13 protein-coding genes and 1 other RNA gene are annotated in these 16,214 nt (G+C 58.9%); 8 read left to right on the forward strand and 6 right to left on the reverse strand.

Translation table 11 applies throughout. From position 1 onward, the window contains the following. Nucleotides 1-130: 130 nt before the first annotated feature. Nucleotides 131-1,939: an ABC transporter transmembrane domain-containing protein gene (locus ABUK73_RS21940; protein ID WP_353579120.1), complete on the forward strand. Its 1,809-nt coding sequence runs from the start codon at nt 131-133 to the stop codon at nt 1,937-1,939. On the opposite strand, the gene ABUK73_RS21945 is transcribed toward ABUK73_RS21940, so the two are convergent. Then, nucleotides 1,936-3,582, reverse strand: coding sequence for an FAD-binding dehydrogenase (locus tag ABUK73_RS21945; protein WP_353579121.1), 1,647 nt, complete (start codon nt 3,580-3,582; stop codon nt 1,936-1,938). The two genes, ABUK73_RS21940 and ABUK73_RS21945, sit on opposite strands and share 4 nt — an antisense overlap. Nucleotides 3,583-5,544: 1,962 nt before the next feature. Then, nucleotides 5,545-6,570, reverse strand: a complete 1,026-nt coding sequence (locus tag ABUK73_RS21950) for a class I fructose-bisphosphate aldolase (RefSeq protein WP_353579122.1) — start codon at nt 6,568-6,570, stop codon at nt 5,545-5,547. Between the two features lie 219 nt (nt 6,571-6,789). Here ABUK73_RS21950 and ABUK73_RS21955 point away from each other — a divergent pair, with 219 nt between their 5' ends. Together ABUK73_RS21955 and ABUK73_RS21960 are read left to right on the forward strand one after the other, a co-directional pair. Continuing rightward, nucleotides 6,790-7,071 carry a type II toxin-antitoxin system RelE/ParE family toxin gene (locus ABUK73_RS21955; RefSeq protein WP_353579141.1) on the forward strand — a complete coding sequence of 94 codons (282 nt, stop codon included), beginning with the start codon at nt 6,790-6,792 and terminating at the stop codon, nt 7,069-7,071. Next, the gene (locus ABUK73_RS21960) at nt 7,064-7,357 is read left to right on the forward strand and encodes an addiction module antidote protein (protein WP_062452080.1); all 294 of its coding nucleotides are present in this window, start codon (nt 7,064-7,066) and stop codon (nt 7,355-7,357) included. Before ABUK73_RS21955 ends, ABUK73_RS21960 begins: the two co-directional genes overlap by 8 nt. Nucleotides 7,358-7,368: 11 nt before the next feature. Here the strand turns inward: ABUK73_RS21960 and ABUK73_RS21965 are convergent, their stop codons facing one another. Continuing rightward, entirely contained in the window at nt 7,369-8,571 is a 1,203-nt protein-coding gene (locus ABUK73_RS21965) for a phosphoglycerate kinase (protein ID WP_353579123.1), read from the reverse strand. Nucleotides 8,572-8,645: 74 nt separating this feature from the next. Next, nucleotides 8,646-10,520 carry a potassium/proton antiporter gene (locus ABUK73_RS21970; RefSeq protein ID WP_353579124.1) on the reverse strand — a complete coding sequence of 625 codons (1,875 nt, stop codon included), beginning with the start codon at nt 10,518-10,520 and terminating at the stop codon, nt 8,646-8,648. 326 nt (nt 10,521-10,846) lie between these two features. Here ABUK73_RS21970 and ABUK73_RS21975 point away from each other — a divergent pair, with 326 nt between their 5' ends. Both ABUK73_RS21975 and ABUK73_RS21980 read left to right on the forward strand, forming a co-directional pair. Continuing rightward, nucleotides 10,847-11,137, forward strand: coding sequence for a type II toxin-antitoxin system RelE/ParE family toxin (locus ABUK73_RS21975; RefSeq protein WP_045228457.1), 291 nt, complete (start codon nt 10,847-10,849; stop codon nt 11,135-11,137). Nucleotides 11,138-11,146: 9 nt separating this feature from the next. Beyond that, entirely contained in the window at nt 11,147-11,479 is a 333-nt protein-coding gene (locus ABUK73_RS21980) for a HigA family addiction module antitoxin (RefSeq protein ID WP_353579125.1), read from the forward strand. Between the two features lie 81 nt (nt 11,480-11,560). Here ABUK73_RS21980 and gap read toward each other — a convergent pair whose 3' ends face one another. Both gap and tkt read right to left on the reverse strand, forming a co-directional pair. Next, nucleotides 11,561-12,571, reverse strand: a complete 1,011-nt coding sequence (gene gap, locus ABUK73_RS21985) for a type I glyceraldehyde-3-phosphate dehydrogenase (protein WP_353579126.1) — start codon at nt 12,569-12,571, stop codon at nt 11,561-11,563. Between the two features lie 94 nt (nt 12,572-12,665). After that, a complete protein-coding gene (gene tkt / locus ABUK73_RS21990) occupies nt 12,666-14,648 on the reverse strand; it encodes a transketolase (RefSeq protein ID WP_353579127.1) in 1,983 nt (660 codons plus the stop codon). Nucleotides 14,649-14,972: 324 nt separating this feature from the next. Between tkt and ABUK73_RS21995 the strand changes: the two genes are divergently transcribed. The 3 genes from ABUK73_RS21995 (at nt 14,973) to ssrS (ending at nt 15,920) form a co-directional block, all read left to right on the forward strand. Then, entirely contained in the window at nt 14,973-15,245 is a 273-nt protein-coding gene (locus ABUK73_RS21995) for a DUF4164 domain-containing protein (RefSeq protein WP_062584532.1), read from the forward strand. A 12-nt stretch (nt 15,246-15,257) separates the two neighbouring features. Then, entirely contained in the window at nt 15,258-15,635 is a 378-nt protein-coding gene (locus tag ABUK73_RS22000; protein ID WP_113090060.1) for a cell division protein ZapA, read from the forward strand. 126 nt (nt 15,636-15,761) lie between these two features. Beyond that, nucleotides 15,762-15,920, forward strand: a non-coding RNA gene (gene ssrS / locus ABUK73_RS22005) — 6S RNA. Nucleotides 15,921-16,214 lie beyond the last annotated feature (294 nt).

The raw sequence follows: 16,214 nt of genomic DNA on the forward strand, positions 1-16,214 counted from the left end.
AGGTCGCCGAGATAACAAGTGCCTGCCGATGCTTGGACCCATAGTTGGTCACACATCTGACATGACACATTTGAGATTGCCGCAGGCTGGTGAAAACCAAAGCTTACGCTGGCAAATGCAGGAGTAGAACGTGGCAGACATTCAGGAACAGAAATCGGCAGGCCGCAAGACGCCAAAGCCGCTGGCCAGCCTCTTTCCCTATCTGAAGCGCTATCGCGGGCTGGTCGCAGCTGCGCTGTTTGCCCTCGTTCTCTCGTCCGCCACTACCCTTGCTTTGCCGCTGGCCGTTCGCCGCATCATCGATCATGGTTTCGAGGGCGCCGATGGCGCGATGATCAACAGCTATTTCGCCGTGCTTCTGGCCATCGCCGTCGTTCTCGCGCTGGCCAGCGCCATGCGCTATTACTACGTCATGACAATCGGTGAGCGGGTCGTTGCCGATCTGCGCCGCGACGTTTTCGCGCATCTGACGTCTCTGTCGCAGGCCTTTTTTGACGTCAACCATTCCGGTGAGCTGACATCGCGCCTGACAGCAGACACGGTACAGATCCGCTCGGCTTTCGGTTCCTCCGCATCGGTCGCCCTGCGCAACATTCTGCTCTGTCTCGGCGGCGTGGCGATGATGGTCTATACCAGCCCCAGCCTTTCCGGCCTTGCGCTGCTGGCCATTCCGCTCATCGTCTTCCCGCTCATTGCCTTTGGTCGCTCCGTCCGTTCCCGCTCGAGAACCACGCAGGATACGTTGGCCGCATCCGCTGCCTTTGCGGCAGAGACCATTTCCGCCAGCCGCACCATCCAGTCTTTTAACGCCGAAACGCTGGCCAATGCCCGCTATAATGAGGCGGTGGAAAAGGCCTATCACGGCGCTCGCGCCGCCATCAGCGCCCGCGCGGTTCTGACCGCCGTCGCCATCAGTTTCGTCTTCGGCAGCGTCGTGGCCGTTCTGTGGTATGGCGCCCATAGCGTGCTGGTCGGCACCATCTCTGCCGGTACGCTCAGCCAGTTCGTTCTTTATTCCGTCATCGCCGCCAGCTCGCTTGGCCAGTTGTCGGAAGTCTGGGGCGAGCTTTCGCAGGCGGGTGGCGCAGCAGAACGCCTGTCCGAACTGTTGAACGAAAAATCCCCGGTCGAAAATCCGGCTGCACCGATGACGCTGCCATCACCCGCACGTGGTGAAGCCAGCTTTGAGAGCGTTGCCTTCCATTACCCGCAGGGCGACCACAAGCCGATCATTTCGGACCTGTCCTTCAAGGTCGCAGCGGGCGAAACCGTCGCCATCGTCGGCCCATCGGGAGCTGGCAAGAGCACGGTCTTTTCGCTGCTGATGCGCTTTTACGATCCGCAGGCCGGACGCATCACCGTCGATGGCACCGACATCCGCTCTGTTACGCTGGAAGAGCTGCGCTCCCGGCTTGCCATCGTGCCGCAGGATGTGGCGATTTTCGCTTCCTCCATTCACGATAACATCGCCTTCGGCAAGCCCGGCGCGACGCGTGATGAGGTCCGCGCTGCTGCCTTAGCCGCACAGGCCGATGGCTTCATCTCCAGACTTTATGACGGCTATGACACCGTTGTCGGTGAACGCGGTGTCACCCTTTCCGGCGGTCAGCGCCAGCGCATCGCCATCGCCCGCGCCATCCTTCGCGATGCGCCGATTCTGTTGCTGGATGAAGCGACTTCGGCGCTGGATGCCGAAAGCGAAACGCTGGTGCAAAAGGCGCTTGATCAGCTGATCAGCAAACGCACCACCATCGTCATCGCCCACCGCCTCGCCACCGTGCTGAAGGCCGACCGTATTCTGGTCATGGATGAAGGCCGCATCATCGAGGAAGGCACGCACCAGAGCCTGTCGCGGCAGGGAGGCCTCTACGCCAAGCTCGCCCGCCTGCAATTCGAAACGGGCAGCGATGACGTGGTGCCGCTGGTGAAGACCAGCTAAGCACCGACGCTGCGGCCCGCAACCCGTCCGGAAAACAGGCATCCGCCGAGAAACGTGCCTTCCAGCGCGTTGTAACCATGCATGCCGCCACCGCCAAAACCGGCGACTTCGCCCGCCGCGTAAAGCCCTGGCACCGGCGCACCGCTACCATCCAGCACCCGCCCGTTGAGGTCGGTATGCAGACCGCCCAGCGTCTTGCGGGTGAGGATATGCAGCCGCACGGCAATCAACGGCCCGGCGGCGGGGTCCAGCAGCCGATGCGGCTTGGCCGTGCGCATCAGCTTGTCGACGAGATAATTGCGCGCACCTCTGATGGCCGTGACCTGCGCATCCTTGCTGAAGCCATTGGCAAGCTCCCGGTCCCGCGCTTCGATCTGCGTGCGGATATGGGAAACATCCAGCCGTTCCTCACTGGTGATCGCATTCATCGCCTGCACCAGTTCTTCCAGCGTATCGCGCACGGCGAAATCCTCGCCCCGCTCCATGAAAGCTTTCACCGGCCCCGGCGGCTCCTTGCCCAGACGTTTCAGCAGCAGGCGAATGTTCTTGTCAGTGAGATCGGGATTCTGCTCAGAGCCGGAAAGCGCGAATTCCTTCTTGATGATCGCCTTGGTCAGAATGAACCAGCTGTAATCGCTATTTCTCTCCCGCAGGATTTTCAGCGTTCCGAGCGTATCGAAACCCGGCATGGCAGGCGCCGGTAATCTCTCGCCATTGGCATCGCACCAGAAGGATGAGGGCCCGGGTAGAATGCGGATGCCATGGTTCGGCCAGATCGGATCGTAGTTCTTCACGCCTTCGGTATAGTGCCACATACGGTCGCGGTTGATGACGGAGCCACCCGCCGCTTCAGTAATGCCAATCATCCGGCCATCCACATGGGCTGGCACGCCGCAAACCATATCCGCAGGCGGCTGACCCAGCCGCTCCACCGGCCAGTTCTGGCGCACCAGATCATGATTACCACCGATCCCGCCGGAGGTGACGATAACGGCAGCGGCCTCGTATCGAAAATCTCCTGTCACAGCCCGACTGCTTTGCTCGCCGCGTTGAACAGAATCGGCCTCTAGCAGGGTACCGGACACGCCGGTAATAACCCCATCCGTGCTTTCTAGAGCATCAACTTGATGGCGGAATTTGAAGGTGATCCGCCCACTCTGTGCATAGGTTCTCGCTTTTTTGACGAAGGGGTCCAGAACGCCCGGTCCAGTTCCCCATGTCACATGAAAGCGCGGCACGGAATTACCGTGACCATGGGCATGCGCCCCGCCGCGCTCCGCCCATCCCACGACGGGAAACCAGCGCATGCCAAGCCCATGCAACCATGCCCGCTTTTCACCCGCCGCAAACTCAAGATAGGCTTCGGCCCACCGGCGCGGCCAATGATCTTCAGGGCGGTCAAAACCGGCAGAGCCCAGCCAGTCCTGACGGGCGAGATCGAGACTGTCACGAATGCGCATGAAGCGTTGTTCGGGACTATCGATGAAAAACAGCCCACCCAGAGACCAGAAAGCCTGGCCCCCAAGGTTCTGCTCTCCCTCCTGATCAAGGACGCAAACCCTCAACCCCCGCTCCGCAGCCTCCGTCGCCGCCACCAGCCCGGCAAGCCCCGCACCCACGACAATAACGTCAAATCTCTCCATCAACCCCTCCCGGTGGATTCGGATTACTTTTACGCGAACGTCAATGTGTTGCAACGGGGGTGGGTGTGAATGTGGGTGGAGGGGGCTGGTTCGGCTTTTGGAAAGGGGCGGGGAGTTGCTTTTGGATGATGCCAACTGGGAAGGGTGGGGGCTTGCTCTGCGCCCTCATGGGTAGGGTCAGCCACACCCTCCGCCCTCATGCTGAGGTGCTTTGGCCGAAGGACAAAGCCTCGAAGCATCCGCCGCATACTCTGCCACAAGCCCGCACTGCCACAAGCCCGCAACCCTCGTCCTTCGAGGCTCCGGCTGCGCCTGCGCACCTCTCCTTCGACAGGCTCAGGATGATGGATGAGGGTTGCTCCGTTGTGCCCTGCCTCATCGGCTTTTTTTCGTCAGCCGGGCAACCACAACCTCCACCCTCTCATGGGGAGGCCTGCCACACCCACTGCCCTCATGCTGAGGTGCTTTGGCCGTAGGGCAAAGCCTCGAAGCATCCGCCGCGCATTCTGCCTCAAGCCCGCAACCCTCGTCCTTCGAGGCTCCGGCTACGCCTGCGCACCTCAGGATGAGGGTTGCTGCGGTGTGCCCCGCATCACCGTCCAAAGCATTCTTCATACCCGCTTGCATGCCGCGTTGGTTCGGTGAAGGCAATCACACCCACCAACCTCAGCATCATCCTGAGCCTGTCGGGGAGATGCCCCGCAGCGCCCTCGACGCATCCAGCCACACCCTCCAAAATCCAATCCTGTCAAAAACCCCGGCCTGCTCGTGCCCAAGCTTCGCCGTTCACGCGGCAGCATCTGCCCGTGGTGTGCTTTACTCTCAGGTCCCATCACCATTTACGGCCATGGGTATGTCGGACGGGGCGCTGTAAGCTGCCTCGTTGGGTAGTCTAAGAATGGCACCTCGCAGCGCCCCGTTCGGCTCTTTTGGCCAAACAGCAATCCACTTGCCACGGCTGGCAGAAACCGGATGGCGAAGGCGAAACCTTGCCGGAGAACCGGTCGGACATTTTTCAAGGTCCAACCCTTCCCATCCGGGTGGTGCTGCTTCCTTGCGGGAAAAGCACCCTGCCAGTTCGGCCACACCTGCCTTCGATTTGCTCCCGCGCCGATAATCCAGGGGCGGAAGGATCGATCCGTTTTTCGCAAGGGTTTGCCGCGTCCATAATGGCTGCGGTTCATCCTTGCGATCCGTCCGCGCCGTCATCCGACGGTGCGGGGCAGATGCAGCGTGTTCCTGTGTACCGCCTGACTTTCGCTTCAATCCCCATGGTCGCGTTCGACCAGAGGACGATGAGCTGTCGGTACACCCGGCGGCGGTTAAGCCTTTCGGGCATCGGGAGAATGACACCGGCCGGTCCGAAACCGTGTCACGCTCCTCCCGTTGCCGCCGGGGGGATTGCTGCTCGACCCCGATGGTCAAGAGGTTGCGTAGCCTCTCACCCATCAGCGCCGGTCCTGCCTCGCCGCAACGCCTTGCGGTGTATCCGAGGGCGGAACGGGGCCATTGTCGCTGAGGTTGGGAGGCTGTGAATGAAATTTTGTGGGAATTTTTTTGGGGGTTTGGCGGATTTTGTTTAAGGTGTTGATTTGGTTTGTATGTTTTTATTGTTTGAGGGTTTTGGGTGGGGTTTACCCCCCTCTGCCCTGCCGGGCATCTCCCCCTCAGGTGGGGAGATTGGCTGGGGGTGAGCTTGTTGGCCATCTTGAGCGTTGTGGACGGGGGAAGGCGATTCAGCCGGTTACCAATCCCTCTGACAACTACGATTGGAGCGAGGAGCGTGCCTCTTGCCAATCTCCCCACCCGTGAGGGAGATGCCCGGCAGGGCAGAGGGGGTGAGCGGCTGGCTCCGGCCTTGCGCCCCCTGGAAGCAATTGCCGCATGGCATGAGCTTGAAAAGAAAACCGCCCGCAACAGGGTTGCGAGCGGTTTCATAAGACGGTCGTCGAAGCGCTAAGCTTAAGCGGCCTTCTCGAGTTCCTGCTTCCAGTTGCCGAGTGCGGCGAGCGTGTTCATTTCGGCGCGGTGGCGGAAGGCGCGTTGGCCGGCGGCGACGTTTTCAGGCTTGCCACCCCATGCATTGAGAGCGGCTTCCTGCAAAGCGCGGCCATAGGAATAGGTGAGGGGCCACGGCAGGTCGTAACCGCTGTTCATGGCAGAGAGGTGGGCGGTTGCTTCTTCCGAGGACTGGCCACCGGAGAGGAAGGCGATGCCGGGAACGGCGGATGGCACAGTGGCCTTGAGAACCTTGACGGTCTTTTCAGCCACTTCGGCAACCGATGCCTTACGGGCATTCTTGCCATCAATGACCATGTTCGGTTTCAGGATCATGCCTTCGAGGTTGACGCGGGCGTCATAGAGGTCTGTGAAGACAGTGCGCAGAACCCATTCGGTCACTTCGGCACAGCGATCGATGCTGTGCGTGCCGGGCTCGCCATCCATCAACACTTCAGGCTCAACGATGGGCACGATGCCTGCCTGCTGGCAGAGGGCTGCGTAGCGGGCCAGCGCCTGCGAATCCGCCTTGATGGAACCCCACGTCGGCAGTCCATCGCCGATGTTGATGACGCCACGCCACTTGGCGAAGCGCGCACCGGCATCGTAGTATTTCTTCAGGCGATCAGCGAGGCCATCGAGACCTTCGGTGACGGTTTCGCCGGGGAAGAAAGCCTGTGGCTTTGCGCCCGTGTCCACCTTGATGCCAGGAATGGAGCCTGCAGCCTTGATGATATCCACGAAGGGCGTGCCATCGGCAGCCTTCTGGAACAGGGTCTCTTCGTAAAGAATGACGCCGGAAATGCAATTCGTCATCGCTTCGTCTGTGCGGAACAGCATTTCGCGATAATCACGACGGCTGGTTTCCGTCGATTCCAGATTGATGCTGTCAAAACGCTTTTTGATCGTGCCGGTGGATTCATCCGCAGCCAGCAGACCCTTGCCATCGGCAACCATTTTCAATGCGATATCTTCAAGACGCTCAGTCATTTTTCAATCTCCCTTGGCATAATGATTTTTGGGTATCAGAAGTTCCAAGGCGAGAAAATGGCACGCTAACTCATTGAAACGATTGAAATGATTTCAATCGTTTGAAACTTTAGGAAATCTTTAAAAAAATTTAAATGCAAAATGGCCTTCCACCAGAGGATTGTGTGTTTGTAGTTTTTATACTACAAAACATTCATGATCGAGCTAAGGTAGACGACCATATTCGCCAGATGGGAATCCCGTCTCAGGGACAAGCGTGCCAGAACCCTCATCGCATCGCGATTGATGCGGCTGGCGGCAGGGTTGCCCGGTGATGTCGAGCCAGTTGGTGAGGGCGTCAGTGAATTACGAATTCACCACGGGCCGGGATATCGCGTCTATTTTCAGCAGCGCGGAAATCTCCTGATCGTCTTGCTCTGTGGTGGAGACAAGGGATCTCAGGCCCGCGACATTGCTGCTGCCAAGAAGCTTGCCAAGGAATGGAGTTTAGAAAATGAGTGAAAAGCTTTCCACTTACGACCCAGCCGCCGCACTGGTGGATGATGAAGAAATCGCCGCTTTCATGGCTGATGCCTTTGAAACCGGCGATGCGGCCTATGTTGCCAAAGCCCTTGGCGTAGTGGCACGCGCCAAGGGTATGACTGAAATATCCCGCAAGACCGGGCTGTCGCGTGAACAGCTTTATCGGTCCTTCAGCGAACGGGGAAACCCGACGCTCAAGACAACGCTGGCCGTTATGCGTGCGCTTGGCGTCGATATGACCGCCAAGGCGCATTCGGCACAGTAATTTTTGAGCGATTACTTCTGTTCGTTGAGGATCGCTACACCCGGAAGAACCTTGCCTTCCATCCATTCCAGGAAGGCACCGCCTGCGGTGGAGATGTAGGTGAAGTCGTCTGCCACGCCGGCGTGGTTGAGAGCTGCTACCGTATCGCCACCACCGGCCACGGAGACGAGCTTGCCGGACTTGGTGCATTCGGCGGCGTGCTGGGCGGCGGCGACTGTTGCCTTGTCGAAGGGGGCGATTTCGAAGGCGCCGAGGGGGCCGTTCCAGACCAGCGTTTCGGCGCGGGAAATCCAGCCCTTGATGGCTTCGACGGATTTGGGGCCGACGTCCAGAACCATGGCGTCTTCGGGGATTTCGTTGATATCAACGACGTGGTTTTCGGCATTGGCCTTGAACTCGCGGGCAACGACGCCGTCTTCCGGCAGCACGATGGCGCAGCCTGCGGTGGCGGCTTCGATCATGATCTGCTTGGCGGTTTCGGCCAGATCATGTTCGCAGAGCGACTTGCCGACATGGGTGCCGCGTGCGGCCAGGAAGGTGTTGGCCATGCCGCCACCGATGACGAGAGCATCGACTTTCTTGACGAGGTTCATCAGCAGGTCGATCTTGCTCGATACCTTTGCGCCACCGACGATGGCAACGACCGGGCGGGCGGGTGCGCCGAGGCCCTTTTCCAGCGCTTCTAGCTCTGCCTGCATGGTGCGACCGGCGTAGGCAGGCAGGTGGCGGGCGAGGCCTTCCGTGGAGGCGTGGGCGCGGTGGGCGGCGGAGAAGGCGTCGTTGACGTAGATATCGCCGTTCTTTGCCAGTTCGGCCACGAAGGCGGCATCGTTCTTTTCTTCGCCCTTGTGGAAGCGGGTGTTTTCCAGAAGCAGGACATCGCCGTTCTGCATCTTGGCGACCGCATCGGCCGCCGGTGCGCCGATGGCTTCCGCAGCGAAATGGATGGAGCTGCCGAGCACCTCTTCGACGGCGGAGGTGATGAGGGAGAGCGACATATCGGCGACCGGCTCACCCTTCGGGCGGCCGAAATGGGCCAGCAGAATGACTTTCGCGCCCTTTTTCGACAGTTCGAGAATGGTCGGAGCAACGCGCTCGATGCGGGTCTTATCTGTGACCTTGCCGTCAGCAACCGGCACGTTGAGATCGACGCGGACGAGAACGCGCTTTCCGGTGATGTCGGTGAGGTGATCGAGGGTCTTGAAGGCGGGCATGTATCGATCCTGTAACGTTGAACGGAATGGCTTGGGGCGCGACCATACTATGCCTGACCGGCGGTGCAAGTCGCTCAGTGATCATTTTCTGCGTGACCGGTGGCGTCTGCCGAAGCTGGTATCTTGCTACCGGCGACAGCGGCTCTGCGCGCCCTCCGTTTTTCGGCAAAATGGCTGCGGGTGCGATGGACGATTTCCTTGAGGCTGATGAAGACGGGCAGCGCCATGGCAGGCTCCACCGGCTCCAGCGAAATGCCCACGCTGGATATTGCGTGGTTTTCATCGAGGTCACGGACGATGAGGATGAGCGAGCCGAGGCGGACGCGGTCGGCATATTCCGCTTTTCCACCGAACCTGTTCTGGATGAGTTCTCCGACTGTCATTGACAGTTCCTGCTGTGACAGGAGGCCGGGGCCGTACGACGCATCGAGTTCCTTTGCCGGGCCTTGAGGCGAAATGGCGAAGGTGCCGAAAATGTCCTCGTCATCCTTTGTCACCGGTTTGGCGCTGGCAAACAGCCGGTCCAGCAGGCGGGCATAGCTGGGCATGACGAAGAGATAGACCAGATCGTTTTCGCGCAGGCGACCGGCATATTGATAGCGGATGGATTTGCCATCGCGCACCACCAGCGAAGGCATGGCCCAGCGGGGAATACGCTCACCCTGAAGCACGGCGCTGCCTTTGGCGACGCGGTAGGAGATGAGTTCGTGGTTGGCGGTGCCGGGCAGGTCTACCTCCAGCTTGTCCACATCGCCCATGCGCGGTGGTACGATGAGGCCAAGGCGGGTGGCGACGGGCTTGATGGTCCAGCCTTGCAGCAAGAGCGACACCAGCACGATGATAAAGGCGGCGTTGAAATAGGTTTCAGCGCCCTCAAGCCCTCCGAGAGCAGGAAGAATGGCAAGAAGAATGGAGACAGCGCCACGCAGGCCGACCCATGCGACAAAGGTGGTTTCCTGCTGGGTATAGTTGAAGGGCATGAGGCTGAGCCAGACGGCGAGCGGCCTTGCGATGAAGATGAGAAATAGCGCCAGCAGCACCGCAGGCACGATGATGGCGGGGAACTGTGAAGGCGTGGCGAGAAGGCCGAGCATCAGGAACATGATGATCTGGGCGAGCCACGTCATGCCCTCGTGGAAACGGCGAATGGCGCCTTTGGCGAAAATCTTGCGATTGCCCGCCACGATGCCAGCGACGTAAACGGCAAGGAAGCCGCTGCCATGCAGCGCGCCGGTGAAGGAAAAGACCAGCAGCGCCAGCGCCAGAACGAGAATCGGCACCAGCCCGCGATCCACCTGAAAACGGTTGACGACATTGACGATCATCAGGCCGCCCAAGACGCCGAAGATGACGCCGAGGCCCATTTCTTGGATGAAGAGCAGCAGGAAGCTGGCATCGATACCCGCCAGCCCCTGACCTTTCGAAACGATTTCCACCAAGGCCACGGTGAGGAAGATTGCCATCGGATCATTGGTGCCGGATTCGACTTCCAGCGTGGAGCGGACCTGATCGCGGATATGGATGCCGCCGATGCGCAGCAGGAAGAACACCGCCGCCGCATCGGTCGAGGCCACGATGGAGCCGAGCAGAAGGCCTTCGAGCCATGAAAAGCCGAGCAGCAGGGCTGCGGCACCGGCGAAAAACACCGAGGTCAGCACCACGCCAACAGTAGCAAGCGAAATGGACGGCCCGGCAGACAGTTTGAAGGATTGGATGGAGGTGCCGAAGCCGCTATCGAACAATATGACGGCCAGCACCAGCGAGCCCAGCATATAGGCGAGCGGATTGTTGCTGAAATGAATGCCGAGCCCATCCGTGCCCGCGGCAAGGCCGATCATCAGGAAGAGCAGCAACAGCGGAGCGCCGAAGCGGTAGGCAATGAGACTGGAAAAAGCGGCAACGAGAACGAGGACGGTGGCGACCAGCAGCAATAAATAAAACGATTCCACGCACACGTCCTTTTCATGAAAGGCCGCGTGGCACACATGCTCCCGCACGTCAGCAGTCAATGCGCCACGTTTTGGACGGTCACGGCGCAGGGGTTTCGCGCAGCAGACAGGGCAAGGCGAGGTGTATCGAATGATACGGCAGGGCACGATGCGCAATAGAACGCGACCGAATCCCTCGCTTGGATTTTTCCGTATCAAAATGGACCAGAGCAAGGCGAGCGGCGAGGAAAATGACGCTTTTGCCCATCGATTTGACGTTACGTCAGCTGGGTATCGAGTGTATAGCGTAGCTTGACACTTTTCGCAGTGCCGGATAGTTTTAATCCATGAAAATCCGAAACGTGATCCATAAGGGTTTGCGCCGTTTGATTGAGGACGATGACGCGTCCGGCTTGCAAGCCGCCGTGGTCCCAAAACTGCTCCGCATCGTTTCCTTTCTGCAGGATATGGAACGCGAAGATGAATTGCGCACGGTGCCGAGCTGGAAAGCGCATCAGCTGACCGGTGATCGCAAAGGTACGTGGAGCCTGTTCGTCACCAAAAATTGGCGGATTACACTGCGGATCGATCAAGCGGAAATCGAGATTGTCGATCTGGACTATGAAGACTACCACTAGGAGGTGGCTATGAATGCGATGCAAGGCATCCGTCTGAAAAACCCCGCTCACCCCGGCGGTTTCATCAAAAGTGAGATTATCGAACCGCTAGGCCTTTCGGTGACGGCTGCGGCGCAGGTTCTCGGCGTCACGAGAGCGGCCTTGTCGGCTCTGCTGAATGAACGCTCGCATCTCTCCTCGGAGATGGCGTTGAGAATCGAGAAAGCCTTTGGCGTGTCCATGGATACACTGATGAGGATGCAGAACAGCTTTGATATTGCTCAGGCCCGCAAGCGGGAAGGGGAGATCAACGTCGAACCTTTCCAAGGGAAGCCAATCGAGCAGCATACCGCGCTGGGCTGACGTAAAAACTGATAGTCCCAAAACACAAAACCCGGCGGGATTGCTCCAGCCGGGTTTTGCTTATTCGCTCTCTGCGAAAAATCAGATGGTCTTGGCCAGTGCTACTGCCGTGTCGGACATGCGGTTGGAGAAGCCCCATTCGTTGTCGTACCAGGTGAGAATACGCACGAAGTTGCCTTCCATGACCTTGGTCTGGTCCGTTGCGAAGATGGAGGAGTGGCTGTCGTGGTTGAAGTCACGGCTTACCAGCGGCTCGTCGGTGTAGCCAAGGATGCCCTTCAGCTTGCCGTTGGAGGCAGACTTGATGGCTTCGTTGATCTCTTCGACGCTGGTTGCCTTCTTGGCTACGAACTTGAAGTCGACGACCGAGACGTTTGGTGTTGGAACGCGGATCGAGGTGCCGTCGAGCTTGCCCTTGAGGTGCGGCAGCACGAGGCCGACGGCCTTGGCAGCGCCGGTCGAGGTCGGGATCATGGACAGGGCTGCGGCGCGGGCGCGGTACAGGTCCTTGTGCATGGTGTCCAGCGTCGGCTGGTCGCCCGTGTAGGAGTGGATCGTGGTCATGAAGCCGTGGTCGATGCCGACTGTATCATCCAGAACCTTGACGACTGGCACCAGGCAGTTGGTGGTGCAGGACGCGTTGGAGATGACGAGGTGTTCGCTCGTCAGCTGGTCGTCGTTGACGCCGAAGACGACCGTGAGATCCGCACCTTCAGCCGGAGCCGAGATGATGACGCGCTTTGCGCCAGCGGTCAGATGCGCGGCTGCCTTGTCGCGGGCGGTAAAGATGCCCGTGCATTCCAGAGCGATATCGACGCCGAGTTCCTTGTGCGGCAGCTGGGCTGGATCGCGCACGGCTGTAACCTTGATCGGCTTGCCGCCAGCAACGATGATCGTGTCGCCTTCGACCTTCACGTCTGCCGGGAACTTGCCGTGGATGCTGTCGTAGCGCAGCAGGTGAGCATTGGTTTCAACCGGGCCGAGGTCGTTGATGGCAACGACTTCGATGTCGGTGCGGCCGGATTCCACAATGGCGCGAAGGACGTTACGGCCGATACGGCCAAAACCGTTAATGGCAACTTTCACAGTCATTTACATACTCCCTATCAATATTTTCGAACGTGATTGGAATGGTGACGGTCTGGCGCGGCGAGATCGGTTCCGCCGCACCAGATGGAAGAATTCGTCAGCCGAGCTTCGCTTCTGCGGCGGCAACAACGGCTTCCGCCGTGATGCCGAAATGCTTGTAGAGATCCTTGGCCGGGGCAGATGCGCCGAAGGAATGCATGCCGACAAAGGCGCCGTCATTGCCGATGAAGTAATCCCAGCCCTGACGGATGGCAGCTTCAACGCCGATCTTGACCGGCGAATTGCCGATGATGGCCTTGCGGTAAGTCTCTGGCTGCTCCTTGAAGAGTTCGAAGCAGGGAACGGAAACGACGCGGGTGGAAATGCCCTTTACCTTGAGGTCGGCGGCAGCCTTCAGCGCGATTTCGACTTCCGAACCGGAAGCGAAGATCGAGACCTTGGCATCGCTTGCCGAAACCAGCTCGTAAGCACCGTAGGAAACGAGGTTCTTTTCCTCATATTCCTTGCGGGCCGGTGCCAGGTTCTGACGGGTCAGCGCCAGCGCCGACGGGCGGTGCTTTTCATGCAGTGCGATCTGCCAGGATTCCGCGGTTTCCGTTTCATCCGCAGGGCGGAAGACCAGAAGGTTCGGAATGGCGCGAAGCGCTGCAACCTGCTCCACCGGCTGGTGGGTCGGGCCGTCTTCGCCAACGCCGATCGAGTCATGCGTCAGAACGTGAACGACGCGGATGCCCATGAGAGCGGCGAGGCGGATGGACGGACGGCAATAATCCGAGAAGATCATAAAGCCGCCAGCGTAAGGAATAAGACCGCCATGCAACGCGATACCGTTCATGGCAGCTGCCATGCCGTGTTCACGGATGCCATAGTGCAGGTAACGGCCCGAGAAATCGGTCGGCGTGATCGACTTCATCTGGCTGGTCTTGGTGTTGTTGGATGGCGTCAGGTCGGCAGAGCCGCCGACTGTTTCGGCCAGTACACCGTTGATGACTTCAAGCGCGTCTTCGGATGCCTTACGGGTGGCAACCGTTGGGTTGTCAGCGGCAACCTTCTTCTTGAAGGCGTCGATGGAGCTGTCGAAGTTGCCGGTCAAGTCACCAGCAAAGCGGCGCTTGAACTCGGCCTTCTTGTCGGCATCGGTTGCTTCGAGGCGGGCTTCCCATTCCTGACGGGTCTTGGTGGAGCGAAGACCGGCCAGACGCCATGCGTCGAGCACATCTTCCGGTACCACGAAAGCGTCGGCTTCCCAGTTCAGGGCCTTGCGGGTCGCTGCAATTTCTTCAGCGCCGAGCGGAGAACCGTGAACCTTGTGTGTACCGGCCTTGTTTGGCGCGCCGAAACCGATGGTGGTCTTGCAGGCGATGAAGGTCGGGCGGTCGGATGTCTGCGCGGCTTCGATGGCGCTTGCAATCGCTTCCGGATCATGACCGTCAACTTCGATGGTGTTCCAGTGAACGGCCTTGAAACGGGCAACCTGATCGGTCGAATCGGACAGGCCAACTTCACCATCGATGGTGATGTTGTTGTTGTCCCAGAAGAGAACCAGCTTGTTGAGCTTCAGGTGGCCAGCCAGCGCAATGGCTTCGTGGCTGATGCCTTCCATGAGGCAACCGTCGCCGCACAGCACATAGGTAAAGTGGCTCTGCAGATCGGAGCCGAATTCTTCTTCCAGCTTGCGCTCGGCAATCGCCATGCCCACGGCATTGGCAATGCCCTGACCAAGCGGGCCAGTGGTGGTTTCGATGCCGGTGGCATGACCATATTCCGGGTGACCGGCGGTCTTGGAACCGAGCTGACGGAAATGCTTGATTTCGTCGATCGTCATGTCCTCATAACCGGTGAGGTAGAGGAGCGAATAAAGCAGCATGGAGCCGTGACCGGCAGACAGCACGAAGCGGTCGCGATCTGGCCACTGCCATGCCTTGGGATCGAATTTCAGGTAACGTGTAAAGAGAACCGTGGCCACATCCGCTGCACCCATAGGCAGGCCTGGGTGGCCGGAATTGGCCTTCTCCACTGCATCCATGGCAAGAAATCGGATCGCATTGGCCATCCGGTCGTGTTTATCGCGAGAAATCATGGCTTTTCCGTCTGTTCCGGGTGATAGGAGATAGCCATTATGACTATCCAAAAAGCGGGTTGATCCATAGCAGGTAGGACGGGTGAGTCAATAAATCCGGGCCGGTTTGCGGTTCGATCAGCAACAAAAATCGTTTCGTATTCCGGCAATATTTAGGCGACGGCCATCTTGGCGCCGTTCCGGTGCTGCATTCATCCACAGCGCAAAGTGCTTGAATGTATTGGTTTGATTGACGTGGCTGTGAAACGGGTAATATCGTGGCACGGCCCTGATTGACACCAAGCAATAACGATTCGGCTTGGCTCATGCGGTTTGGAAGAAACGATGACGGCGGAAAAAACCATACAAGTCGCTTTGTCGGAGCTCAGCTCCGCCATCAACAGTCTTGAGAACGCGATCGACATGCGGATCGAGCGCCAGCGGGAAAATGGCGAGGTCGAAAGCGAAGTCAAGCGTGTGCATGTGGACCGTGCACGGCTGGCGCAGGAGCTTGACCAGTCGCAATTCCGCGCCAACCGCCTCGAAGAAGTCAACCGCGAGGTTTCCCGCCGCCTCGTAACCGCGATGGAAACCATCCGCGCCGTGCTGGATCGATAAGGACTGTAATTCATGGCTCAAGTGACAGTGATGATCGATGGCAAGGCCTATCGCATGGCCTGCGAAGCGGGGCAGGAAGCACATCTGACCGATCTCGCCAGCCGGTTCGACCAATATGTCGGCCATCTGAAAAGCCAGTTCGGTGAAATCGGCGACCTGCGCCTCACCGTCATGGCTGGCATCATGATCACCGATGAAATGTCGGAGCTCTCCCGCAAGATCGAAGCACTGGAAAGCCAGGTCGCATCCCTGCAGCACAACCGCGATGGAATGGCGGAAAGCAAGGCGAAAACCGAGGAATTGCTGGTGGACGCGATTTCCGATCTTTCTGCGCGACTGAACGGCATTACCGAAAAGCTGGTGGCGCGACCGAAGCCGGTTGTGAACTGACGGCGTCTTTCGTCTTTCGTCTTTCGTGTCACAAAACATCTGGATAGTTTTGTGACAGCCGCTTGGGCGCAATATTCTCGCCTTCGCCCCCCTTCCGCAATTCACAGAACCACCCTATATACGAAGTGCGTTCTGCGCTTCTCGACAGGAACCACAATCCCTGGGGCCATACTCGATCCAAAGGGAGCTGTCCCTGGCCAGGCCCGTGGGCTTGGACATATGGCGCCCACCTACGTTTGTAGGCACCCAGGATCGTAAACCTCCATCGGTTGCCGCGGATCGCACTTTTCATTTTGCTGGCCTTTAAATGGCAAGCTTTCTGGGACACCGGTAGGCGGCTCTGGAGACCGGCTGCATACCGTATTACCGCACGACTATCGCACTCTCTTTAGGGGTGAGATGGATTCGATTCCTCCTCAACGGCCTGTATGCCTTTATTTTTTAGGCCACTGGTCATTGCATTGGTGGAACAATTCCCTATTATCCGTGTTGGTATGTCCGCTCCCGCTCTCAACTATAGCGATTGTGGTTGCAGCCGCGACATGCCGTTCAACAGCCCAAAAAGAGCTAAACTTGTTT

It is taken from the genome of Agrobacterium vacciniicorymbosi, assembly GCF_040427045.1.
In the GTDB taxonomy this organism is placed as follows: domain Bacteria; phylum Pseudomonadota; class Alphaproteobacteria; order Rhizobiales; family Rhizobiaceae; genus Agrobacterium.

Coding starts and splice junctions, on each gene's coding strand:
- ABUK73_RS21960 (WP_062452080.1), top strand. CDS start 7,064: ATGAGTGAAAAGCTTTCCACTTACGACCCAGCCGCCGCACTGGTGGAT.
- ABUK73_RS22000 (WP_113090060.1), top strand. CDS start 15,258: ATGGCTCAAGTGACAGTGATGATCGATGGCAAGGCCTATCGCATGGCC.
- ABUK73_RS21950 (WP_353579122.1), bottom strand. CDS start 6,570: ATGACTGAGCGTCTTGAAGATATCGCATTGAAAATGGTTGCCGATGGC.
- ABUK73_RS21965 (WP_353579123.1), bottom strand. CDS start 8,571: ATGCCCGCCTTCAAGACCCTCGATCACCTCACCGACATCACCGGAAAG.
- gap (WP_353579126.1), bottom strand. CDS start 12,571: ATGACTGTGAAAGTTGCCATTAACGGTTTTGGCCGTATCGGCCGTAAC.
- ABUK73_RS21945 (WP_353579121.1), bottom strand. CDS start 3,582: ATGGAGAGATTTGACGTTATTGTCGTGGGTGCGGGGCTTGCCGGGCTG.
- ABUK73_RS21980 (WP_353579125.1), top strand. CDS start 11,147: ATGAATGCGATGCAAGGCATCCGTCTGAAAAACCCCGCTCACCCCGGC.
- ABUK73_RS21975 (WP_045228457.1), top strand. CDS start 10,847: ATGAAAATCCGAAACGTGATCCATAAGGGTTTGCGCCGTTTGATTGAG.
- ABUK73_RS21995 (WP_062584532.1), top strand. CDS start 14,973: ATGACGGCGGAAAAAACCATACAAGTCGCTTTGTCGGAGCTCAGCTCC.
- tkt (WP_353579127.1), bottom strand. CDS start 14,648: ATGATTTCTCGCGATAAACACGACCGGATGGCCAATGCGATCCGATTT.